This window comes from Devosia rhodophyticola (assembly GCF_028816475.1).
In the GTDB taxonomy this organism is placed as follows: Bacteria; Pseudomonadota; Alphaproteobacteria; order Rhizobiales; family Devosiaceae; genus Devosia; species Devosia rhodophyticola.
The window spans coordinates 1,580,224-1,601,977 of record NZ_CP118247.1; the positions used below are offsets into that span (position 1 = coordinate 1,580,224).

Consider the following 21,754-nt stretch of genomic DNA (forward strand, 5'->3'; position numbering starts at 1 on the left):
GAATAGCGCGGACATCGGGAGCCTGTAGCGGCACATCGGCGGCACACTCGACACGATTCGAACGTTTAGCCTTGCCTGAGGAGCAGCGCAATTTTCCACGATCACCATTTAGAAAAAGCCCCGTTGCACACCGCCCCGACTTTGGTTAGGTTGCACCCCATTCAGCCGGACCGACATGGCCCGCCAAATGCACCCGTAGCTCAGCTGGATAGAGCGCTGCCCTCCGAAGGCAGAGGCCACACGTTCGAATCGTGTCGGGTGCGCCAATAAAATCAACAAGTTAGATGAATTATAGGTTTTGACGAATTCGCTTAACTCACCAATAACTCACCAATCTTGTTCGAATGAACTGGCGATTTGGGCCACCGACCAGTTGGCCGACATCAGCGAACCTCGTCCAAATTTAGACCAGGTTCGGCAACGTTCGCTGGGTCTAAGAGAATAAAGAAAAAGTCAAACACAACCGGGGTTATGCGGGTAGGAACTACGCGACCAGATCGGTACTGATAATGACGGGCGTTGCAGCTTTTGCTACAAAACTTTGCCTGCTTAAATTTAGCCTGGAACGACTTGCCGCATAAGGCACACTCGCATTCATATGTAGGCGCCCAGCGGTCCCTATCGCTATGGGCGCAAGCGGCACTGCAATAGTGATGCGTGCTGTTTTTCCATTGTGCATTGGCTTTGAATATCGTGCCGCAATCAGAATTTTCACAAACAAGATCGGGTCGCGTCCGCTTTGCCTCGCCTGCGCATTTTACCGTGCAATAGCGCCCATTGTCGGTGTTGCCGCGCTTGACGAACGAATTACCGCATTGCTCGCAAATCTGTTTCTTGCGCTTCGATATAGTTATGATGCGGGTTGCTGATTTAGCCAATTCGCGATAGCGGGTTAAATCTTGATTGCCAGTCGACAATCGGTGCGCCTTGACGCAGTCGAGGTCGCAAAATCTGTCACCATGGACAATCTGGTCGTTTGACAACTCATGTCCACAGTGCACGCAGTTATCATATGCGCCAAGATATTCGCATTGGCCCTCTGCCCATGTTGGACGAACCGCGCCGATCTTGTTTAGGCTTGCAGAGACGATCACGGACGCTTCTAAATCTGACCGGTGCCACGAGAAACCAACGAGGCAAAGACCCGCCCTTAATCCGTGCCTGAATGATGCCTCGTTCTGAAATGGGCTAGCGCGCCAGTCCTGCATTTTAACCGCAACTTTTTCGACGATCGCTTGCCGTTTTGCTTTTGACAGGGCTGGTAATATCTTGGGTTCAAATCTAGGTAGAACGAGTTTTCTACTGACGCGGGTTTCTCGCTTTTCATCCGCCATATCCCTCCAAGCCTGAATTTTTGCTGAGTGCTTTTTCATCAAAACACCGCATCGAACGCTTCAAGCGTCAACTCTGGATCCGTCTTTTTTGACCGGCTCGGATTGTCGCTAGCCATTGCCGCCCGCTGTTCTTCATTGGCATGATCGAGCCAAACCCGGTCCAGCGCCAAAATCAGGTCAATGTGCCGGGGTTCAAGCGGCCACCGATACAGGCGGGCATAGGCATTGATCTCGGCATAGCTGATCGGGTTGGGGCCATTGGAATGCATGGTGCGTGTGCGGCATAGGTCGGTGAACCATTTCCAAGCCAAACGCCCTGCCTCCGGAACGTCTGAACGCGCCTTTGGCTTGCTGAGGTACTTCCCCAGCGTTTCGCATAGCTGGCGCTCTAGGCGGGTTTGCTGGGCCATATTCTAGCCCCTTGCTAATGGATCATTGTTGATGCTGCCCACGCGCCCCGGCAGGGTGAACCGGTCATACCGCTCCAAAGCATCGCTGATTGCGGCGCTAACCTGGGCTTGGGACAATCCGACGCCGCTAATGTTGAATGTTGGCGCAAAGCTGGAATTGACCGACTGGCTTGGCGGGCTGGACTTGTTGCCGGTCGCTTGCGGTATCCTTGGCAGGATAGTGCCGCTCTGGTCGGGGACAAACAGTTCAGGGCGCTTTTCACCCACGATATAGGGCTGGCCCTTGGTGACCGGTCCGCCTGTCTCACGCTTGCCAAACAATCCCGAAAAGATGCTGCCTATTCCACCGCTACCGCCACCGAATACCGCGTTCAGGAAAAAGTCGGCCGCCATGCTCAATACATTGCTGAGAATGTCGCCAAACTCGTTCGCCTCGATCTTGCCGTCTGCCAGGGCGTCGATAATGCCGCGCACCGCCGTTTGCCCAATGTCGCCAAGTTCGCCATAAAGCTCTTGCAAGCCCTGAACGCTTTCCTGTTCTGCGTTGGTCTGCTCGATCAGGCTGGCGATTTGTGCCTTTTGATCCTCGGTTGCTGCCGCTCCTGCTTGGCGTAGGGCGTTCATCTTGGCTTGCTCGACCGCACTCTTGCCGACAAGGCTTTGCTCAAATTGCAGCCGGTCAATTAGCGTTTTTACGGCCTCCGCCTGCTTTATTGTCTCAGCCGCGGCGTTGTTTCGGTTGCTGCCCGATCCAGTGCCACTGTCCCCGTTGTCCCCGTTGTCGCCATTGTCGCCGCCTAGCGGATGATTCAACCCAATCTTGAGTTGGTTGATTGCCCGCCTTTTCAACTCAGCATAGATAGTGGCCCGCTGATTTTGCAGTTCCGATTTCTTGCCGGGGTCCATTTGAACGCCCATGTTGCCAGTGACACCAGGCGCGTATTGCGCACCGGCTGCGGCCAATTGGCTGTCAACGTCTGCAAGATCGGCTTGCAATCGTGAGGTGGTGCGCTGCCCCAGTTCCTGCATTGACTGAGTGATATAGCCGATAGCCGTGGCAAGGTTGCCCGCAAGCTTGGCTGTCTCGATCAGGATGGGCGCGAGGTCAATCAGCGTTTGCTTGAACTGAACGTCCATAACCTTGGTTGCGGTGCTGAACTGGTCGTTTAGATCCTCGGATTTGGCAATCAAATCGTTGTCGATAATGATCCCCAGATCGCGGGCCTTGTCTGCTGTCTGGGCAAGTGCTGCCGATCCGCCTTTGAATACCTCGACCATGCGAGTGCCAGCGTCCCCGAATAGGGTCGTGGCAAGTGCTGCCTTCTGGGATGCTGTCCCCGCCTTATTGATGGCGTCCGCTGCCAACCGAACTCGTTCGGCCTGATCGGTCGTTGCCAATAGCGATTTGAGCAATTCAGGATTGAGCGCCTTTAACTTGGCATAAAGATCGCCGGTGCCGATGGCTGCAAGCCCGGTGTTTTTGTTGAAGGTGTTGAGGGCTTGGGAAAGTTGATCGACATTGGCCCCGCCCAATTCAGCGGAATAACTCAACTCTTGAAAGAACTCGGCATTGACGCCGGCCGATTTGGCCTGCTTGCCAATCTTGTCAAATTCCTGCATTGCCGACTTGGCTGTGCCCAGCGCGGCTGTAACTGACAGAATCGGCGCCAGTCCAAGAGTAAATGCCCTGGTCATCCCCATAAGCCCGGATGAGGCCAAGCCACCCATGCGGGTTGAGGTTGCTCCAAGCGCCCGGTTAATGGAGCCGGTAGACCGCACCATGTCGCGCTCCATCCGATCCGTTGCAAGCTTGGATCCGGAGCGCATCGAACTATAGGACTTTTTCGCGGTCCCACTGGCTTTGGCCATGTTCTTTTCGAAATCACGAATGCGCGCTTCCAAAAGTACGACCAAACGTTCTGCATCACCCGACAAAGGCCCACTCCTCTATATCCAGATCAGCCGAATCGTAACTCGACCGATTGCTATTTCCCGTTGAACATCGAGCCACTGCCATTGCGGTCGCCTGCGCACCATCGATCTTGTCTTTGGACTTCCCTTTGTGGAACACCCGGTTTCCAGCGCTGTCGGTGTGCACCTGGATGTTCTCAAAGTTCCAGCGCAATACCGGGTGCTGCCCATGCTTGAAGCGCCGCCCAACTATTGCGCGCTCCAGTTCTTTGACCGCAGGGGCCATCGTTACCCAGCCCTGTCGCATTTCAACGGCTGGGTAGCCGTCCTCGGCCAAATTGTTCAGCATGTTCCGCGCCATGTGCGGGTCAAAGGCCATTTCAACAACATTGAACCGCGCCGCCAGTTCGCGGATTTGATCTTCAACTATTCGAAAATCGACGACATTCCCCGGCGTCGGCGTAATCCATCCTTCTTGGGCCCATATGCGGTAGGGCACGCCAGACAATGCCTCTCTGGCATCGATGTTATCCTCTGGACAAAAAAACCATGGATGGACCTGATAGCCATCATCGCCGTCGCGCCAACAAGCGACAATAACGGTGAGATCGGAATTGCTCGAAAGGTCGACCGCAAGCCAACACTGCTCCTGGTCGGCTTCTAGACTGTCGAGGTCAACGTCCCCAAAGCCCTCATCATAGACACTCATGTCAACAAAAGGATCGCTGGAGTGATCGAGCCAAATGTTCAGGTTGAGCTGCCGGAATGATTCACGATCACCGACCCGGCGCGTGCCCTCGAGGGCGAGTTGCCTAAGCCCTTCAATGTCGGGATAACCGTGGGCTAGCCCCGGATTGACGCGCCGCCAAACCGCCTCATCCGTCCAATCACAATCCCGATCAGCTTCAAACAATATCGGCAGCAATGACGGATCATCGAACTTACCCCGCGCCGCCTTTCGGGCATCCTCGACAATATCCCAGGCGATATTCTCTTGGCCTCGCCCAGCGGTTGTAGCAACCACCAACAGCGCCCCGGAAGTCTTTACCAACCCCGACCGCAACACGTCCCATAGATCGCGTTTTTTCCACGCGTGAAGTTCGTCGGCAAGACAAAACGCCGGCGTCCGGCCATGTTGAGTTCCTGCGTCGGCGCTGATGGCCTCAAAAAAAGCACCATTGGCCGGATATTGCAGCCGGTTTCTATAATCGAGCGATTTGACTTTCGGGGCGATCTTCGGATGTGCGCGACATAATCCACGCGCCTCCTCATAAGCAATGCGCGCCTGCTTCCGATCTGACGCGGCGGTTATCACCTCGCCATTAGGAACGGCTTCCGGACCGATAGTGTGCAACAGGCCGAGCGCCGCCGCTAGGGATGTTTTTCGATTCCCTCTTGGCAAAAGCATCACAACGGTACGGACAATCCGGCTACCGTCAGGATGGCGTGGCCCGTAGACGCGCCGAACAATCCGCTCTTGCCAGGGATCGAGCTGGAACGGCATCCCGCTTTTTGGGTGGCGCAGCGCCCGTAGGAATTTTACCGCGCGATCACCACGTCCCAGCGGGTCATCAATGGGGCTACCATCGTAGATCCATTCAGGAAATGTGGAGAGGGTCATCACCGGCCTCATCATCGAATAGGTCGCGCATCATTGGACGAGATCGGGACATAGGCGTTAAACCAAGTTCAGCCCCTATCTGCTTGGCGACGGTCATCGCCTGGTTTTGCATCCGCCAAAGCTTCGATTTTATATCAATATCAGTGACGCCTTGTATGTCGGCCTCACATTCACGAACCCGCCCCTGCGCTACGCAGTAATTTTCGAGATTGGAAATATCGACATCCGTGAGAACTTGCCGTTCTTCAAGGAACGGTTGAACGCGGCGCCATTCTTTTTGAGCGCTCTCAGAAAGCCATGCCGGTGCGCTCGGCAGGGTAATTACCGTGCCGTTGATCGCCACAAGTTCTGGCTTGGTCCCACGCATCAGGGCACGCTTTCGCCGGTCGATACCGTACGAATGTCGAGGCCATGATTGCGGCCAATGACTATGATTTCTGAGATATTGTAATAGCTGCCAGCGTAGACCACGCGATCCGCCAACTGTAAATTCGGCACGTAGCGAATTCGGAATATGATTGCCGATTGGTCGACAATACCTTGCGCCTTGAAAAATTCTTCATTGGACCCCTGCACGATGTGCGCGCGATAGGTTCCCAGGGCCGTCCACACTTCAACTGGCGCGCCCCACTCGTCGCGGTCATCGGCGGCGTAGGTTTCTATCTTGATGATCTTGTCGAGTTTACCGGCGCGCATCAGGCGTCCCCCACCAATGCTTCCACCGTCACAATTCCATGACTGGTTTCACCATCCGGATCGCGCAGAAAACGCATGTCAGACACCCGGCAATCGGCGCAATGAAAACCCGTATCCAGCACAATTTTGCTAGATCCGATTGCAGTTCTTATCGTCCCGCCAATTGCCTTGGCACCGGTCAACGAGACTTCCCGCTTCCAGATGTGCAACGTGGCGTAAATTCGCTGATGCTTGCGGGCAACGTCACCCTCATCAACGGCATGGCTTTCGCCGATAACAATCGCAGGATCTGGGTCGGGTCGAGCATTCCGATCCAAAATATTGGCGGCCGGAACAAGTGCCAGAACTGGCGAACTTGCAACCAAGCGGGCGCGTATAGCTTTTTGTAGAGCCAGATCAGCGCTCATTTCCCAGCCTCACGCACGGCTTTGCCAACGGCGCGTTTTATCGCTGCCTGAAACTTCTTCCTATTCAACCGTACGGCTGGCCAAAAGAAGGGCTGGGCACTGGACTTTTTGGTGCCATATTCCACAAGATGCGGATAGCGCACGTCGCTGTTGCCAACGGTAATTGCAACCGCATTTTCTGGAACGATCATTGTGCCACTCGGCTGTGAATAGGGCGGGGTTGTTTGCCCCGCTGTAGTCACAACAATGCTCGACTTCAGGTCTGGAGCGTCAGTTGCAGGATCGTCCGGCGCCAGAAGGCGCATTGTGTTCGCGACCGCATTGCCTTGCTTGAGCAATGTCGGTTGAATTCCGGCCTTCATCGCTACCGGAATCGCCGCTAGTCTGCGCTGCAAACGACCAATCCCACCATCATCAGCCAAAGGAATACTCCCGGTACTCGGCAACTATCTGCGCAACTCCAAATGGCAGCGGTTGAGAGGCAACACCCACGAGCGTGGCCTCTCTGTTTTCGTACCAATCGGCGGCAAGCTGGCTAACGGCCTCAATCAGCGCAGGCGGAACTACATCCTGGTCGGTCCCGCCGAACGTGTCCTCGATCTTGAAGCCCAACAACCGTTCGATATAATTTTGGGCGGCGGCGATTTTCCGGCCAATGATGTTGTCATCAGCATCGCCCAGGTCATCTGAAATATTGAGCTGCTCTTTCAACTCATCGACTGAAACTATCATCGGTTCGGAGTCCCGTTTACTCGTTCAAGGCGCTACGCCTCGGCAGCTGCCACGCGGACGGTGTTGCTGTTGACCTCAACCGTTGCGACCAGCTTCATTGGGCTGTTGGCATCGCCATAGGTCTCAGGAATGCCGATAACCAAACCTACAACGGTTCTGGTGCTGGCAGTGCCGCCGCTTGGTGCATCATCAAACGTCAGGCGGAATGGATAGTTATCGTCGGTCTTGGCAGCCGCGATCAAGGCGAGCTGCCCAGCGTCGGCAACATCGAGGTCGCAAGTAATGACCCAAGCGCCACCATCCACAAGACCCTTAAGTTTGAGAACGCGACCGCGCCCAATCTGCCCGCTCTTGACCACCTCGGCGGTGTCGCCAAATGTACCGAGGTCAGTGGTTCCACCGATCTCGGTCCAAGTAACGCCTGAGAAATCGCTAGTCGTAAAGTCGGTGTTCTGATCGGCTATTGCATCGCCAATCTCGATCTTGGTTTTTGCGGTAACTTGAAAATTGGGCATGTCTAAATGCTCCTTGTGGTTTTACGCTCTTGGCGCTGTTTGTGGGAATTGTGGCAATGGGCACAAAGGGGCTGCCAGTTCGAGCGATCCCAAAACAGCGCCTGGTCGCCTTTGTGCGGCTTGATGTGATCTACCAATGCGGCTGGTGCAGAGCATCGCCGACATGTCGGATAGACTTGCAGAAAGACCTTTGAAGCGGCTTCCCATTCCTTGGTATAGCCGCGTTGTCGCGAACTTGGCCGCTTGGCGTCATGCCGGGTCCGGCGCTCCTTGTCCCTCGCAATGGCCAGCGGGCAGCGCTCATCCGAAGGATGAACCTTGCCGCACTGACAAACGCGAGGGGCGCGGGTTGGCATGACTTACGCCGGCGCTTTTTGTGGATTGCCCTTGATCAGCACCGTACCGGCAGCAATCGAGGTGCCGCTGTTCTTGGTGATGATGGAGCGCAGGTACCGCTTGGTGCCGATGTAACCCTGTTTGAACGTACCGTTTTCGGTCAGGGACGCGGGCAATGTACCCACCAGACTGGCCGCTGGTACGTCAACGAAATCGCCACCCGTGGTCGTGTCCGAGTGCTGGAGTTTGGCGGTATAGTCGCCAGACCCGGCAATTGCCCCGGTGTTGACCACAAGTGCAGCACTTTCAAAGCCCAAGAGGTCAATGGCGGCGCTGGTATTGGTTTCACTGATAACAGCGGCTGCGACCATCTGAACTACAGCGATGTTGTTTGCGAGATCACGCATGTTATGCGCTCCTTTTACGAGTGTTGGGCGCTACCTTTACGAGGTTGCCATTTTGAGTTTGAGAAGGGCTTTGGGCTGGATAACCCGACCGCCGACCCGACGCGTGGCGTGAAGGCGGGTTACGCCCTTGATGGCCTGAGTGTAGGGGTCAGACAGGATCGACATTGCGAGGCGGTCAACGATCCGATAGCCGGTGTTGAAATCACCGAAAGCAATGGGGAACTTGCCGCTTGCGACATCATCCATGTCGATGGCCTCGACAACCGGACGCCCCAAGATGGTGCTGGGCTGGCCAGCTTTCAGGCCGGGCTGCCAGACATAGTTGCCGTTGCCGTCTTTAAGGGTGCGAACAACGCCCAAGGTGGTGCCGTTCAGCGACCAGGTACCGCGATTGCGGTAGGCGGCGGGTAGGGCATACATCATCTTGATCAGGGAATCGGCACTGAGAACGGTGGCGCTGCCGTTGGCAAAATAGGCAACATCCGGATTGACCATAAAGCCTTCGGGCTGCTTGACGCCGGTCCCATTAACGAACGAGGTGGCCTCTTTCTGACCGAAATCATCGGCGAGTGCCAGGCGCACTTCGGCTTCGGCGGTGCCGCCGCTGTCTGCCAGCAACTCGTTGCTGATATCGACAAAGGTCATCAGCTTGCGGGCTGCGACTTCGAGCTGGCCGAACTTGACGGTCGATTCAGTTTCGTCGTCCAGTTCGCCTTCCCACTGGGCTGCGGTGCCGTCGCCGCGCTTGGGATATTTTACCGATGGGCTGGCAATGCTGCGAACCGATGCAATCGAGCGGACCGGGGAGAACTCGACCAGGTCACGAATGAACTCGGTGCCCATTTCGGCTGGCGCCAGATAACCGCCCTGTTCGTCGTTGGAGACGGTCAGGGCCTTGGCTTCATCGGCTGGGGTCTGATTGCCAAGGCGGAGATATGAGGCAAATGCCTTGCGCTCGATCTTGGCCTGTTCGTCGGTGTTTTCGTTCTTATCGCCGTCGGGGCGATTGGCCTTGGCCTCGATCTTGGCGAGACGTTCCTCGATCTTGCTCATGTCGGGCGTTTTGAAGCCCTTGATGGTGGTTTCGAGTTCGCCCATTTTCGTGGTCAATTCCGCGATCTCTGGCGCGGTCTGCTGTTCGTTCTCTGGCATAATGCCCTCGTTGTTGTGTGAAACTGATTTGGCGGAGGTGATCACCGCGCCGGGGTGAGCCGGTACGGCAACAATGGATATTTCGAGCAGGTCTAGTTCGCTGATCGTGCGACCGCCGCCCTTGCGGGGCGTTGCCTTCTTGGTGGCAAACCCGATGGACAGGCCACCGATTGCCTTTTCGCGGATCAAGGCGCGAATCTCTGCGGCGCGGGCAACTTCCTTGACCAGCAACCGGCCCTTGACCAGCAGGCCTTGAGCGGTTTCTGAAATGGTTTCCCAGACGCCAACCGTTTCGGCCTGATCATGGAATGCCAGCATGGGCAGGGGGCCTATGGCCTTGGCAAACGCGCCTTGGGTGATTTCGTCACCAACCCGGTCGGGTGATCCAAATGGCCATGCAATGCCCTCAATGGTGCCCGCGTCGTCGACCGTGATGGCGGCTTTGAGTTCGATCCGGTCCATTACGCCACCGGCCGATAGTTGGTGTGATCCCCGGCGAACTGGTCAACCTGGTCGCGAACCCATGCCACGCCCAAGAGCGCCAGCACGGATTTGGTGTTGAACGGAACGGGCTTGCCGCCCTCTTTCACGTCCCAGCGGATCACGCGACGGGCCAGTGCATTCAGTCGGGCCTTGGCGCGGTTCTCGGCATCGACGCGACCGTCTGGGCCCGCCATGTCTGCCAACTCATCGGCAAAGGCAATGTCGGCCTTGCGGGCGGTCACGCTGTCGGGTCCGGCAATGGTCAAAACCATGCCGGTTGGTTTGCCGTCCCAAGGGGCAATCAGGTCGAGATCAGCGCCCTTGTCCTGATCAATGGCATTGCTCAAAACGTCACTTAGCTGCATTGGGCTTTGCCTCGGTGTTGATGTGTGGGTTCTGGAACTCATCGCCCCCGTCATAGGGGCCGAGGTCGATCCATGAGCGCCCTTCGTTCGGATTGAGAACCTTGGCGCTGATCAGGCTGTTGATCGCTGTGGCGCGAGCCGTCAAATCAGCGCGGGTCAGATCGTCACGATCAAATCTGATGCGATATTCGGAACGCTCATTCGCTCCAAACAGGGCGCGGCGCATGGAACCTTCAAGCCCTAGCAACCAAGGCTCCAGGGAATAGGTCAGAAATTCCTTGCCCTGCTGTTCGCCGTTAGACCAGGTAGCGCGATCAAGCTCATAGATCATGCTGGGCGGCACTCGGAACGCACGGCAAACCTCAAGGGTTTGATATTTGCGATTTTCAAGAAATTGACTGTCGGTGCTGTTGAGGGTCATCGGCACGAACTTGGTGCCGTCCCATAGGATCGGCGTCTTGCCAGCGTTGTCCGCGCCCTCTTGTGCCGACTTCCAACCTGAAAGCATCCGCTTGACGCCCTCATCGCCAATGGCTTTTGGGCTTTCCAACACCCCGCCTGGTCGAGCCGCGTTTTTGAACAAATTGGCCGCGTGCTTTTCCATGTACTTGGCAGCGCCGATTGCATCGGCGGCAAGGCTCAAGGCGCACCGGCTGAATGGCCCCCGAAGGTGGATAATGTCGCTGGATGGAATTGGGGTGTTGTTGATCCGGAACGTTGGTTCCTGTCGACCATCTGCGGAATAGTCGACGGTGTAGTGGCCGGGTTCGTATCGAACTATCTCACGAACCTGATCGCCAACGCGATTGACGAATGCCAGGCCGCCCCGGTCAACGGTTAACGCCGTGGCGATCAAATCGCGGATCAGTTCGTAGGTCGAGGAGTAATCGTTGGGCTGGTCTGCGAGGATCCGCGCAACCTGGTGAGCCTTGTCCTCGCTCCAAACCCCGTCAGTCTGGCGTTCGACACGAATTTCAAGGCTTGCCGCCGCTTCGCAAATCAACCGAATGGCCGATTGAACGGCGGGCACTGTTAGGGCGGTGCTGAGAGAAACCCCATAAGCGCCAGCGATGCCGGTGAAGATTTCAATCTCAGCGTCCGTTGGACTGCTGAGCGACTTTTTCTCGAAGAATTTGAAAGGACCGATGTGCATCCCAAGTTTGTGCCTGAAACGGTCGCCGTTTGTCTATTCACCGCGAGCGGGCAACATCGGGCAAAAGCGGGCAACATCGGGCAGATCAATTATTCGAGCTGAAAAAACGCAACAATTCGGCCTCAACGACGAAAAGATTGCCGCCAGCTGTGCGCTGCACCGGCGTCCCTTCCAAATTCACCAAACGGCGGAGAACCCAGCTTTCACTCCGACCAATTTTTTTCCAATGGCCTTCGCCGTCCAGATAATCGGGGTTGGTGCCGCTGTCGCCCGGTCAAAATTTTTCGGCGTGAGTACTTCCAACTTGTCGCTAACCTTTTGAAACATCTTCGAAAACCTCAATTAGACCAAATCTCGCACAATTCTACCCGCGCCGGTCCCTATGAACCCGCATAAGTTCCAAACCACCCCCCTATGCTGCCGAAACCTCGCTCTTGGCGAGCGCAACAGTTTCCAACTTGAACGACCACGATAGCTGCGACGAAAGCGCGACTCGTTTGCCCTCGATCCGCGCGCAGATTTCAAACAACGGATCATTGCGCTTCACTGCCACCGTCCCCTCGGTTGATGGTGCTGGCTTGGTCCCAACCCATCGCCGCTCCTCGATCCACTTCGGCAGCGTCTTGGTGAACATGACATGCTGATCGAATGATCGTCCCTTGCGCGCCGCCTCAACCCGGCACTGTTCAGGATACCGCCGCGCCGCTGTGATCAGTTGCGCTTGCTCAATGACAGAAAGCCCCTGAAACCCATCCAAAGCCCTCTGTCGATGGTTGTCCTCGAACTTGGGCCACGTTTCGATAACCACCTCGAATGCCGCGTTCAGATCGAGTGGGGGCTTTGGGGGGGTCGTTAAAGAAGGGTCGTTTAGTTGTGACGTCTGGACATCACAACGGTTGTGATCCTCAGGCGTCACAACGTATGTGACGTCAGCGTCACATGTGACGTCAGCATCACATGTGACGTCAGCATCACAACCCCCTCGCTGCTCCTATCCATAACTACTTGATACTTATTGATGTTTCGACCGTTTGCGGACTTTTGCGGCTTTATGCGGAGATACCCCCAAGTGCGAAGGTCCGCGATCGCACGATTGATGGTCTCCCTCGCCCTGTTGCACCGCCTTGCCAGATTGGCCTGGTTGATCTCACACCACCCGTTTCGGTTCGTATGGGTTCCCAAGATGCCAAGGACTCGCAGGTGCAGGTCCTTGACCCGTTCATCGTCGAACGCATCGCCGGGGATAATGCTGTAACGAGGGCCGCTCATCCTGCATCCTTCTGGATCGCCGCCCCGAGAACATCGCCTTTGGCTACCTCTAGAGATTGTCTAGCTTCAACAAGGGCCATGAATGCCGACAAAGACCCCGGATGCCGGTCATAGAGTCTGGAGGCGCGCTTCTCGGCCTGCATAGCCGACATGTATCTTTGCAATGCTATCCGCCAGCGCACCTCGGCTTCCGGCACTGCGGCAATGGCCTTAATACTCACGCCAAGCCCCTCCAAAACCCACCTTGGCCATAGCCGACCGAACTTCCCATCAGGTGAGGGGAAGTCTCACGGTTCCACTTTGGCTGGATTGGTCCGTGAATATGGCTATCGAGCACGGTCCGGACGGCGTCAAACCGACTGGAAAAGTCATCACCAAGCGGGAGGTTTTGAACATCAAATGCGTTGATGCTCTGTCCATCCATGACGATCTCGCCAATGCGCACGCCGCGATGGAACACGGAACTGTGGACAATCATCATGAGTGCCCTTCCGAAGTTGATGCTGGCTCACCCTTTTTGCGAGTTTCGCGCCGCTTAAGTTGGGCCTCGACTGCCTCCCCAAGCAGCGCATCAATCTGTTCTGCGCGGCTAAACAGGTTGTCTGCATAGAATTGCAAAACTTCCCACTCAACCATCGTCATTTCGATTTTGACGTACTTGTGCCCGTCTCTGTCGATAATTAATGGGCGAATATTGTCGAGATACTCAAGCGCCGCATAGGATGCGCATTTCAGGTTGGAGACGGGAGCTTCCAGATCATCGACTGCAATCAGTCTAGCCGATACGAGATCAGTATTGCCAACATCAGACATCGACATTCCTCCCCGAAGTTGATGCGACCGGCGCAGCCAACTTCCCGGAAGCCCACGAATCTAGATCGCTACAGGCATAGAGCGGTCGACGCCCGAAATAGGTGATGAGCGGCCCGCCGCCCACCGTCGCCATTTTAGCCAGGGTTGCCACGGCAACAGGAACGCCATGGACCTCAAGTAGATAGGCTGCTGCCTCCCTACGCCGCAAACGAGGCCGCGCTGCACTCGGCCCGCTCATGATAGCGCACCCGTGCTAGAGAGCACTTCACCTTCAACGCAAGAGGTTTTGCGCCACTTGTCCAGGCGCTCGCAAACATCACCGGCATAGCCGACTGCAACACAGCCGACCGCATCAATGGCCGCCCTGCCCTCTTCGCCAAGAACGCCTAATTGACGGCACCCTTCGGCCAGGTCGCGGACATTGACCGCCAGATCGATCAGATCAAGAAGTTCCTTCATCGGGATCACGACTTGGCGCAGATTTTGCGCCGTGCTATGGGTTTTTTCAGTCATTGCCTTTTCCTTTTCCGGGGTTGGCTTGATTATGGCGCGGCGGGATTGCACTCCCGGCCGCGCCTTTTGCTGTTAGACCAGTCTCTATCAGTGTACGGATTGCCTCGGCTCTGCTGCGCAAGCGATTAACCCACCGATAGTCGTCCAATGCCGCAACCTCGGATGGCGCTAGCATCATTTGAAATTTCACTGTCTTGGCCTCATTGGGCATGTGTGTTCGTCCTCCATATTAACCTGTTTAGGTTGAACATATGGAAGATGTGTCAATTTGATGCTACGCGTCAAGCGAAAATATGTTTAGGTTAAACATACGGAGGATGTTTTGGCGCGACCGAAATCCCAGGGCGAGATCAAGTCTCACCAACAACATCTGTTGATGGCGCCAAGTGAGATCGCCGCGATAGATGATTGGCGCTTTGCCAACAGAATAGGATCGCGGGGAGAGGCAATACGGCGTTTGTGCCAAATTGCGCTATCAACGGAACAAACTATTCCGAGACTTCACCAATCTATAGTTCGGGCGTCACAAATGTTGGATTTGGCATGGAGTCGCGCGGGTGTAGTTATGGAGGCGCAAAAGGATCCAGACGCGATGAACTTCGTCTCTTCTTTTGTCAAAATCGCAGATCTAATCTATGGAGCCGCGTCGGAATCCGCCATTCAAGTCGCGGCGCTACAAAGCCTTAGACGCGCGGGTAAAAACTTAGAGGCGGATGTTTTAGAGGCAAACTCAATTCGCGAAGATTCCAACTACACTCTTTCGTTGCTTGCAATACACCAAGAAAAACTTAGCCCAACATCAGACGAATCGGAATCTTTGGGAGCGATTGGAGGTCGGCGACACCTGCGGTTTCCTGTATTTTCGGCGGAAAAAGACAATCCGTTTCCGCCCGATGATCCCAGACATCAGAGGTTTCTTGATGGATGGGCTAAAGCCATAGATGACGCCAAATAGAACGATGCAAATTTGCATTTGCCCAACGAAATCTTGGCACATTGCCGTCACTGAGATCGAAATAAAGGCAAGTGGCAGAGCTGCCACTTGCCCGATAAAATCTTGGTAAAACGCAGCCCTAGGCCCGACTTTGCAACCTCACAACCGCCGCCGTCTTGCCGGTCATCTGCCGTTCAATCTCACCTGCAATTCTGTTGGCCGCTGCCAGCAATACCGAATCCAGCCGGTGAACATAACGGCTGGTGATACCCTGCCCAGCATGGCCGATGATGGTGCCAATGGTCGCCTCGGCATAATCCAGATCACCGCCGATCGACGCAAACGAGTGGCGGAATACATGCGCCGTCAAATCATCGATCTTGGCCTTTCTTGCCAATCGCTCTATCGCCCCGCGCATTCCGCCAAAGGGCTCTGCCGGGTTGCGCGCGCCCGGTAACACCCAAGGCGATCCAGCAACGCGCGGCAGCGATGCCAGCACCTCAAGCGCCGGGTGCGCCAATGGGCGGATCGATGCGCCGGTCTTGCTGTCGCCCAGCCTTAGCGCCTGCCCCTCTGTGTCGACGTCGCTCCAGCGCAGTTTCGCAATCTCGCTAATGCGGCAGCCCGTCAATGCCAGCAACTGGACACCGGCAACCGCCTGCCAGGTTTCCGTTGTCGCCGCCAACGCCGTTCCAAGTGCCCCATACTCATCGCGGCTAAGGCGTCTGGTCTTCTTGTTGCCAACCGGGCGCGGCACACCGCTTGCCGGGTTAAATTCAATGATGCCTTCCGAAACCGCATAGGTCAGGATGCCACCCAATAGGCCGGCCGTTCGCGCCGCTGTGCCAGATCCACCAGCAACCACGCTCTTGCCGCGCAATTTGTCCGATTTTTCCACCATGGCCGTTTTACCGGCGGTCACGTCACGAATGAACTTTGCAACATCGGCGCGCTTAAGATCGAGAACCAGCTTTCGCCCCAGCAATGGTTTGATGTGACGTTCTACCCGGCCAACGTCAGTCGAGAGTGTCGAGACTTTTTTGGGGCGACCGCCCTTGCCCAGGATCAAACCTTTTTGAGCAAGTTCAAGATACTGATCGCATAAATGCGCCACCGTCATCGACCGCCTGCGGGTCTTGCGTTCAAGCAAGGGATCGTCCTTTTGCAGAACCACCCCGCCCATCGTTTCGATTGCAAGTTTTCTGGCCTGGTCGGCAGTGATCGCGCCATGACTGCCGATGGTCATTCGGCGCCGTCCACCATCGGCCCTGTAGTCAACGAAATAGGTGCGCTTGCCGGTCGGATAGACATAGACCCCGAAGCCCTTTAGCTCTGAACACCAGATCGTATATTGCCGCCCGCGCAGCTCGTATTTATCAACAACGCCCTTAGTGAGCTTTGGCACCGTGACACCTGCCTATTCCATCCAACTCACCAATAACTCACCACGAATTGCGAAATTTGGGAAGATGGCGGAAAACGGCAGAAAACAGTTCAGCCAAATTTATGCTGTAAATTCATAAGCTTGGTAAACTCAAGATAATTTTAGCGCACCCCGGAAAACCTATAAGCACATCTCTCCGAAGGCAGAGGCCACACGTTCGAATCGTGTCGGGTGCGCCAATCTTTTCATTGGGTTAGGCGATTTTTCCACTTTGCTGTTTTCCTACAGGAAGCACGGTGAAGGTAAGCTCACGCCGTTTTGCGAATCCAACTTTGGCGTACGTTTAACGGCTTCTTGCTGATCAACGCCCAGACATCATTTTCCTTTTCTGAGCCGCGCGCGCCAAGCTCGATCAGCAGGCGTGTGGTGGTTTCATAGTTCGCACCGACGATGCGAAAAAGCGCATGAATGGACCGCCATTCCGTATCTATTTGGTATTTCTTGGGGGCCCAAACCTGTCTAGCTCAGACAGATCAAGCTTTGATCTGAGGTTGAGCGACATTCGTTCTGAATGCGATTTAATATTCTCGCGATCACGCAGCGCTTGCTGAACAGAAACTATCTTCCTCCATGAGCGGGACTGTATCGCCAGGGCATGATCCCGCCTTTGTACGGAACCGCACTTTTGCACAAATATTGGCTGAAACTGGAACGAATTTGCCGATGGCCGGTTGATTGACCATTGCGTCAACAACAGGGATTACCTGAAATGAACGGTATTATTTACCTCGTAGGTCTCGTCGTCGTTGTCATGGCCATTCTGTCCTTTATCGGGCTGGCCTGAGGCCGGGCTGCAAGCGCCTTCCCTCGACTGAAACCTGGAGAACATAACAATGGCTATCAATGCACCCGCCGGGGTTGCGGTCGTTTCTGACCGCGCCGATGGCGAACAGTCTTCCTATGTCGATTGGCCCGCAATTTTTGCCGGCATCGTGCTGGCATCAGCGATCTCAGTGATCCTTCTGGCGTTCGGTTCTGCGGTCGGCCTGTCTTTTACCAACTTTCATGCCCGCGAGGGCGCTGCACCGATCTGGATCGGCATTGCAGGTGGCCTATGGCTGCTTTGGGTGCAGATTTCGAGCTTTTTGGCGGGTGGCTATATGACCGGGCGCCTGCGCCGTCGCTTCCGTGACGCCACGGAACATGAAAGCGACGTGCGGGACGGTGCCCACGGCCTCTTGGTTTGGGCTGGTGCGGCGGTTCTCGGCACAGTGATTGCCATTGGTGGCGTCGGTGCTGCGGCAAACGCTGTGGGCAATGTGGCGCAAACTGCAACCGCGGCTGCCTCAAACGTTGCGGATGGTTCGATTGATCCGAACGCCTACTTTGTGGACACGCTGTTGCGCAGCGATCGTCCGGTCGATGCTGGTGTTGCACGGGATGAAGCGGGGCGGATCTTTGCTAATTCAGCGCTGAATGGCACTGAAGTATCAGCTGAGGATCGCAGCTATCTCGCCAACGTTGTGGCGGCCAACACCGGGCTGACGCCTGAAGAAGCCAGCGCACGCGTTGATCAAGTCACTGCCAATGTGGAAGCCGCCCGTCAGCAGGCTGTCGATGCAGCGGAAGCTGCCCGCAAGACCGGCATTGTTGCAGCGTTCCTGCTGGCCGCATCGTTACTTGTAAGTGCGGTTGGGGCCTATTGGGCCGCCTCGATGGGCGGACGCCACCGCGACGAGCAAACGGTGTTTGCCGACGTGTTCCCCCGTTACTGACCCATTGGAAAAAGGACATAAACAATGTTTCGTGCCCTGGGATTGTTTTTGCTTGGCGTGCCGATCTGGCTGATCCTGATTATTATTTTCTTCATCCACTAGAAGAGGGCGGGACTTTCCCGCCCTTTTTTTGTTTTGCACCTCGCGAAAAAACCCGCTCCGGTTTGGCCGAAGCGGGTTGATTATTTCAAGAGTCAGTAATTGGCCGGGGGATCGCTGGCGGGAAAGCTTTCGTCGATTTCCTCGTCGTGCTTGGTCCAGTTTTTTTGCTTGTTGCCCATGTTTTCCTTGCCGGAATCACGAACCTGGACCGGAGAGCCATCGGGCCCGGTTTTCTTGTCGTTCTTGAATGCGGGCGCCTTGTCGGACTTGGGTTTGTTTTTGTCAGTCATTGTCGCCTCCATCTTTGGGGTGTCCCTTACAAAACCCGGCGACCGGGCGAGTGGTTGCACGCTTTTCGTCTTTGTCGCAGTCTGCTAAAGAGCGCGGATGACCCAGACGCCCCAGAACACCAAAAAGCTCTTCATCAAGACCTATGGCTGTCAGATGAATGTCTATGACAGCGACCGCATGGCCGATGCGCTGGCGCCGCACGGGTATGAGCCGGTAACGGACATGGCCACGGCAGACCTTGTGCTGCTCAATACCTGCCATATTCGCGAAAAGGCCTCGGAGAAGGTGTTTTCCGAATTGGGTCGACTCAAGGAATTGCAGGCGGCACGTCGAGAGGATGGCCAGGACCTGCTGATTGGCGTGGCTGGCTGCGTGGCGCAGGCAGAGGGCGAGGAAATTGCCCGACGCGCGCCTGTGGTCGATATGGTTTTTGGGCCGCAGGCCTATCATCGCCTGCCCGATATGGTGGCCAAGGCCGCCGGAAGCCGCCATTTGCATCCAGCGTTGCGCAAACCGGTCATCGACACCGACTTCCCCGAGGAAGACAAATTCGATCATCTGCCGGCGCCGCAGAAAGAAGTGGTGATCAAGCGGGGGCTGACGGCATTTTTGACCGTGCAGGAGGGCTGCGACAAGTTTTGCAGCTTTTGCGTGGTGCCCTATACGCGTGGCGCCGAAGTTTCGCGCCCGGTGCGGCAGGTTCTGGCCGAAGCGCGCGGGCTGGTCACAGGCGGGGTCAAGGAAATTACCCTTCTGGGGCAGAATGTGAATGCCTATCACGGGTTGGATGAGGCAGGAAAATCGGTCGGACTGGGTCAGCTGGCCTATCTCTTGGCCGAAATCGAGGGATTGGAGCGGCTGCGCTATACGACCAGTCATCCCCGCGACATGGATGATGGATTGATTGCGGCCCACCGCGACCTCGGTATCCTGATGCCTTATCTGCATTTGCCAGTGCAGTCAGGTTCGGACACGATGCTCAAGGCCATGAACCGGCGCCACACGCGCGACGACTACATGCGGGTTATCGACAAAATCAAGTCGGCGCGGTCGGACATGGCGCTATCGGGCGACTTTATCGTCGGCTTTCCGGGCGAAACCGACAAGGATTTTGAGGACACCCTCAAGATCATCGCCGATGTCGGCTATGCCTCGGCCTATTCGTTCAAATATTCGACCCGTCCGGGCACGCCGGGGGCCAATCTGGATGGCCAGATTGAAGAGGCGGTCAAGAACGAGCGGCTTTATCGGCTGCAGGCGCTGGTTGACGCACAGACCACCGCGTTCCATGCCTCCTGCGTTGGCAAGACCCTGCCAGTGCTCATTGAGCGCAAGGGGCGGATGGCCGGACAGGTAGGCGGCCGGTCTCCCTATTTGCAGGCGGTACATTTTGAGGGGTCCACCGATTTGATCGGGCAGATCCTACCGCTCGAGATCATCGGGACCTCAACCAATTCGCTTGTCGGGAAATTGTCACAAGCGGCGCTTAACAATAGCGATATTTCGCACGACTCGACGCGCAAATCTGTTAGCGTTGATGAGTCTCGCGTGGCGTGACCTCATGCTGCGCTTCATTTCAGGAGCAGAACCAGCTTGAGCAGGCACTTGTCCCCGACATCAGATAACGCATTGGCATCCCAACTCGAACTCGCTTTTGACGACAACCGGCTGGTAGCCCAACTCTACGGGGATTTCGACCAGAACCTGGCCCTTATCGAGCAGCGACTCAAAGTGACGGCGACCCCACGGGGCAATCACGTCATGCTCAAGGGTGCTGCCGGAAGTGTTGATCAGGCGCGGCGCGTGCTGGAATCACTTTATGGCGTGCTTGAAGAAGGCCGGCCGGTCGATATGAGCGATGTGGATGGGGTCATCCGCATGATCGAGACCGAAGACAGCCAACTTACCCTGCCGACGCTTGAGAAAAAGGGCAAGGTGCGCATGGCCCAGATCGCTACGCGCAAATCCACCATTGTGGCCAGAACACCGGCCCAGGACGCCTATATGCGCGCCATGGACCGAGCTGAACTGGTGTTTGGTGTTGGCCCTGCCGGTACGGGCAAGACCTATCTGGCGGTGGCACATGCGGCGTCACTGCTTGAACGGGGTGATATTAACCGGATCATCCTGTCGCGACCGGCGGTGGAAGCGGGCGAGCGGCTGGGCTTTCTGCCCGGCGACATGAAGGAAAAAGTCGATCCCTATCTGCGTCCGCTTTACGATGCGCTTTACGATATGATGAAGCCTGAAAACGTCGAGCGTTGCATCACGTCGGGGATTATCGAGGTGGCGCCGCTGGCGTTCATGCGTGGCCGTACGTTGGCCAATGCCGTGGTTATTCTGGACGAGGCGCAGAACACGACTTCCATGCAGATGAAGATGTTTTTGACCCGTCTGGGCGAAAATTCCAAGATGATCGTGACGGGCGACCCGACGCAGGTGGATTTGCCGCGCGGCGAAAAATCGGGATTGATTGAAGCTGTGGCCCTGCTTGATGGGGTTGAAGGGGTTCATGTTACCCGTTTCGGCGACAAGGATGTTGTGCGTCATGCTCTGGTGGGGCGGATCGTGCGGGCTTATGAAACGGACACGGCGCGCAAGCTCAAGGAAAAGCTGAACGAAGGGGTTGCACGCTGAGCGCCGCTGACCTGCCACTTGAAATTGCCCTGATCCATGACGACGACGGCTGGCCCGATGGGCTTGGGCCGCTGGCAGAGCGTGGGGTTTTTGCAGCGCTTGCGGCGAGCAAATCGCGGCTCAAGGGTGCCGCCGAGATCAGCATTGTGCTGAGCAATGATGCCGAACAACGCCAACTCAACAAGCGATGGCGGGACAAAGACGCCAGCACCAATGTGCTCAGCTTTGCCCAGATCGAGCCGTTCGGGGCTGTGGTTGGCATTCTTGGCGATATTGTGCTGGCCCGCGAAACGCTGGAGCGCGAGGCAGAAGAGCAGGGCATCAGTTTTAGCCATCATTTCACCCATCTGATTGTGCATGGGTTTCTGCATATTCTGGGTTATGATCATCTCAATGACGAAGAGGCCCTCGAAATGGAGGGTCTTGAAACCAAAATACTGGCGGGCCTTGGCATTAGTGATCCTTATGCCGATCACACCTAGAGGCGCGGCAGTTGCGAAATACAGGCAAAAAA

The 21,754-nt window shown here is 56.0% G+C and carries 29 protein-coding genes and 1 tRNA gene; 7 read left to right on the forward strand and 23 right to left on the reverse strand.

All coding sequences use genetic code 11. The features are described from left to right. Positions 1–189 precede the first annotated feature (189 nt). Positions 190–266: transfer RNA gene (locus PSQ90_RS07700), tRNA-Arg, on the forward strand. A gap of 117 nt (positions 267–383) precedes the next feature. Here PSQ90_RS07700 and PSQ90_RS07705 read toward each other — a convergent pair. From PSQ90_RS07705 to PSQ90_RS07775, 15 genes are read right to left on the reverse strand one after another with little or no spacing between them, the layout of a single operon-like run. Then, positions 384–1,373 (reverse strand): hypothetical protein, encoded by a 990-nt coding sequence (locus PSQ90_RS07705; protein ID WP_282212806.1) that lies wholly within the window; start codon positions 1,371–1,373, stop codon positions 384–386. Beyond that, the gene (locus tag PSQ90_RS07710) at positions 1,373–1,744 is read right to left on the reverse strand and encodes a phage tail assembly chaperone (RefSeq protein ID WP_282212807.1); all 372 of its coding nucleotides are present in this window, start codon (positions 1,742–1,744) and stop codon (positions 1,373–1,375) included. Before PSQ90_RS07710 ends, PSQ90_RS07705 begins: the two co-directional genes overlap by 1 nt. Before the next feature lie 3 nt (positions 1,745–1,747). After that, a complete protein-coding gene (locus tag PSQ90_RS07715; RefSeq protein WP_282212808.1) occupies positions 1,748–3,679 on the reverse strand; it encodes a hypothetical protein in 1,932 nt (643 codons plus the stop codon). Further along, positions 3,669–5,276 carry a terminase large subunit gene (locus PSQ90_RS07720; protein WP_282212809.1) on the reverse strand — a complete coding sequence of 536 codons (1,608 nt, stop codon included), beginning with the start codon at positions 5,274–5,276 and terminating at the stop codon, positions 3,669–3,671. Before PSQ90_RS07720 ends, PSQ90_RS07715 begins: the two co-directional genes overlap by 11 nt. Next, a complete protein-coding gene (locus tag PSQ90_RS07725; RefSeq protein WP_282212810.1) occupies positions 5,254–5,619 on the reverse strand; it encodes a phage terminase small subunit P27 family in 366 nt (121 codons plus the stop codon). The genes PSQ90_RS07720 and PSQ90_RS07725 overlap by 23 nt, the downstream gene beginning before the upstream one ends. 23 nt (positions 5,620–5,642) lie before the next feature. Next, positions 5,643–5,972 (reverse strand): phage head closure protein, encoded by a 330-nt coding sequence (locus tag PSQ90_RS07730; RefSeq protein WP_282212811.1) that lies wholly within the window; start codon positions 5,970–5,972, stop codon positions 5,643–5,645. Next, a complete protein-coding gene (locus tag PSQ90_RS07735) occupies positions 5,972–6,379 on the reverse strand; it encodes a DUF3168 domain-containing protein (protein WP_282212812.1) in 408 nt (135 codons plus the stop codon). Before PSQ90_RS07735 ends, PSQ90_RS07730 begins: the two co-directional genes overlap by 1 nt. Then, positions 6,376–6,801 carry an HK97-gp10 family putative phage morphogenesis protein gene (locus PSQ90_RS07740; RefSeq protein ID WP_282212813.1) on the reverse strand — a complete coding sequence of 142 codons (426 nt, stop codon included), beginning with the start codon at positions 6,799–6,801 and terminating at the stop codon, positions 6,376–6,378. The genes PSQ90_RS07735 and PSQ90_RS07740 overlap by 4 nt, the downstream gene beginning before the upstream one ends. Continuing rightward, positions 6,794–7,090: a head-tail connector protein gene (locus tag PSQ90_RS07745; protein ID WP_282212814.1), complete on the reverse strand. Its 297-nt coding sequence runs from the start codon at positions 7,088–7,090 to the stop codon at positions 6,794–6,796. Before PSQ90_RS07745 ends, PSQ90_RS07740 begins: the two co-directional genes overlap by 8 nt. A 53-nt stretch (positions 7,091–7,143) precedes the next feature. Further along, a complete protein-coding gene (locus PSQ90_RS07750; protein ID WP_282212815.1) occupies positions 7,144–7,626 on the reverse strand; it encodes a hypothetical protein in 483 nt (160 codons plus the stop codon). Positions 7,627–7,628: 2 nt separating this feature from the next. Then, a complete protein-coding gene (locus PSQ90_RS07755; RefSeq protein ID WP_282212816.1) occupies positions 7,629–7,982 on the reverse strand; it encodes an HNH endonuclease signature motif containing protein in 354 nt (117 codons plus the stop codon). A 3-nt stretch (positions 7,983–7,985) separates the two neighbouring features. Then, entirely contained in the window at positions 7,986–8,369 is a 384-nt protein-coding gene (locus PSQ90_RS07760; protein WP_282212817.1) for a hypothetical protein, read from the reverse strand. 36 nt (positions 8,370–8,405) lie between these two features. Beyond that, positions 8,406–9,983 carry a phage major capsid protein gene (locus tag PSQ90_RS07765; RefSeq protein WP_282212818.1) on the reverse strand — a complete coding sequence of 526 codons (1,578 nt, stop codon included), beginning with the start codon at positions 9,981–9,983 and terminating at the stop codon, positions 8,406–8,408. Continuing rightward, positions 9,983–10,369 (reverse strand): hypothetical protein, encoded by a 387-nt coding sequence (locus PSQ90_RS07770; RefSeq protein WP_282212819.1) that lies wholly within the window; start codon positions 10,367–10,369, stop codon positions 9,983–9,985. The genes PSQ90_RS07765 and PSQ90_RS07770 overlap by 1 nt, the downstream gene beginning before the upstream one ends. Beyond that, on the reverse strand, positions 10,356–11,522 hold the full coding sequence (locus PSQ90_RS07775; RefSeq protein WP_282212820.1) for a phage portal protein: 1,167 nt from the start codon (positions 11,520–11,522) through the stop codon (positions 10,356–10,358). Before PSQ90_RS07775 ends, PSQ90_RS07770 begins: the two co-directional genes overlap by 14 nt. Here PSQ90_RS07775 and PSQ90_RS07780 point away from each other — a divergent pair. Continuing rightward, the gene (locus PSQ90_RS07780; protein ID WP_282213125.1) at positions 11,440–11,844 is read left to right on the forward strand and encodes a hypothetical protein; all 405 of its coding nucleotides are present in this window, start codon (positions 11,440–11,442) and stop codon (positions 11,842–11,844) included. The two genes, PSQ90_RS07775 and PSQ90_RS07780, sit on opposite strands and share 83 nt — an antisense overlap. A 90-nt stretch (positions 11,845–11,934) precedes the next feature. Here PSQ90_RS07780 and PSQ90_RS07785 read toward each other — a convergent pair whose 3' ends face one another. From PSQ90_RS07785 to PSQ90_RS07810, 6 genes are all read right to left on the reverse strand, one after another. Beyond that, on the reverse strand, positions 11,935–12,330 hold the full coding sequence (locus PSQ90_RS07785) for a hypothetical protein (protein WP_282212821.1): 396 nt from the start codon (positions 12,328–12,330) through the stop codon (positions 11,935–11,937). A gap of 457 nt (positions 12,331–12,787) precedes the next feature. Beyond that, entirely contained in the window at positions 12,788–13,012 is a 225-nt protein-coding gene (locus tag PSQ90_RS07790) for a hypothetical protein (RefSeq protein WP_282212822.1), read from the reverse strand. Beyond that, positions 13,009–13,272: a hypothetical protein gene (locus PSQ90_RS07795; RefSeq protein ID WP_282212823.1), complete on the reverse strand. Its 264-nt coding sequence runs from the start codon at positions 13,270–13,272 to the stop codon at positions 13,009–13,011. The genes PSQ90_RS07790 and PSQ90_RS07795 overlap by 4 nt, the downstream gene beginning before the upstream one ends. Next, entirely contained in the window at positions 13,269–13,604 is a 336-nt protein-coding gene (locus tag PSQ90_RS07800; RefSeq protein WP_282212824.1) for a hypothetical protein, read from the reverse strand. Before PSQ90_RS07800 ends, PSQ90_RS07795 begins: the two co-directional genes overlap by 4 nt. Next, a complete protein-coding gene (locus PSQ90_RS07805; RefSeq protein ID WP_282212825.1) occupies positions 13,597–13,842 on the reverse strand; it encodes a hypothetical protein in 246 nt (81 codons plus the stop codon). Before PSQ90_RS07805 ends, PSQ90_RS07800 begins: the two co-directional genes overlap by 8 nt. Then, positions 13,839–14,117, reverse strand: a complete 279-nt coding sequence (locus PSQ90_RS07810; protein ID WP_282212826.1) for a hypothetical protein — start codon at positions 14,115–14,117, stop codon at positions 13,839–13,841. Before PSQ90_RS07810 ends, PSQ90_RS07805 begins: the two co-directional genes overlap by 4 nt. 529 nt (positions 14,118–14,646) lie before the next feature. Here PSQ90_RS07810 and PSQ90_RS07815 point away from each other — a divergent pair. After that, on the forward strand, positions 14,647–15,072 hold the full coding sequence (locus PSQ90_RS07815) for a hypothetical protein (RefSeq protein WP_282212827.1): 426 nt from the start codon (positions 14,647–14,649) through the stop codon (positions 15,070–15,072). Positions 15,073–15,190: 118 nt separating this feature from the next. Here the strand turns inward: PSQ90_RS07815 and PSQ90_RS07820 are convergent, their stop codons facing one another. After that, positions 15,191–16,456 carry a tyrosine-type recombinase/integrase gene (locus PSQ90_RS07820; protein ID WP_282212828.1) on the reverse strand — a complete coding sequence of 422 codons (1,266 nt, stop codon included), beginning with the start codon at positions 16,454–16,456 and terminating at the stop codon, positions 15,191–15,193. An 872-nt stretch (positions 16,457–17,328) separates the two neighbouring features. Between PSQ90_RS07820 and PSQ90_RS07825 the strand changes: the two genes are divergently transcribed. Beyond that, complete coding sequence (locus PSQ90_RS07825) at positions 17,329–18,210, forward strand: hypothetical protein (protein WP_282212829.1); 882 nt, start codon at positions 17,329–17,331, stop codon at positions 18,208–18,210. A gap of 194 nt (positions 18,211–18,404) precedes the next feature. Here PSQ90_RS07825 and PSQ90_RS07830 read toward each other — a convergent pair whose 3' ends face one another. Continuing rightward, positions 18,405–18,602: a hypothetical protein gene (locus tag PSQ90_RS07830; RefSeq protein ID WP_282212830.1), complete on the reverse strand. Its 198-nt coding sequence runs from the start codon at positions 18,600–18,602 to the stop codon at positions 18,405–18,407. 97 nt (positions 18,603–18,699) lie between these two features. Here PSQ90_RS07830 and miaB point away from each other — a divergent pair, with 97 nt between their 5' ends. The 3 genes from miaB to ybeY all read left to right on the forward strand — a co-directional run bounded on the left by miaB (position 18,700) and on the right by ybeY (position 21,722). After that, positions 18,700–20,160 carry a tRNA (N6-isopentenyl adenosine(37)-C2)-methylthiotransferase MiaB gene (gene miaB, locus PSQ90_RS07835; protein ID WP_282212831.1) on the forward strand — a complete coding sequence of 487 codons (1,461 nt, stop codon included), beginning with the start codon at positions 18,700–18,702 and terminating at the stop codon, positions 20,158–20,160. Between the two features lie 72 nt (positions 20,161–20,232). Beyond that, complete coding sequence (locus tag PSQ90_RS07840) at positions 20,233–21,240, forward strand: PhoH family protein (RefSeq protein WP_407648182.1); 1,008 nt, start codon at positions 20,233–20,235, stop codon at positions 21,238–21,240. An 11-nt stretch (positions 21,241–21,251) separates the two neighbouring features. Further along, positions 21,252–21,722 (forward strand): rRNA maturation RNase YbeY, encoded by a 471-nt coding sequence (gene ybeY, locus PSQ90_RS07845; protein WP_407648209.1) that lies wholly within the window; start codon positions 21,252–21,254, stop codon positions 21,720–21,722. The last annotated feature ends 32 nt before the right edge of the window (positions 21,723–21,754 follow it).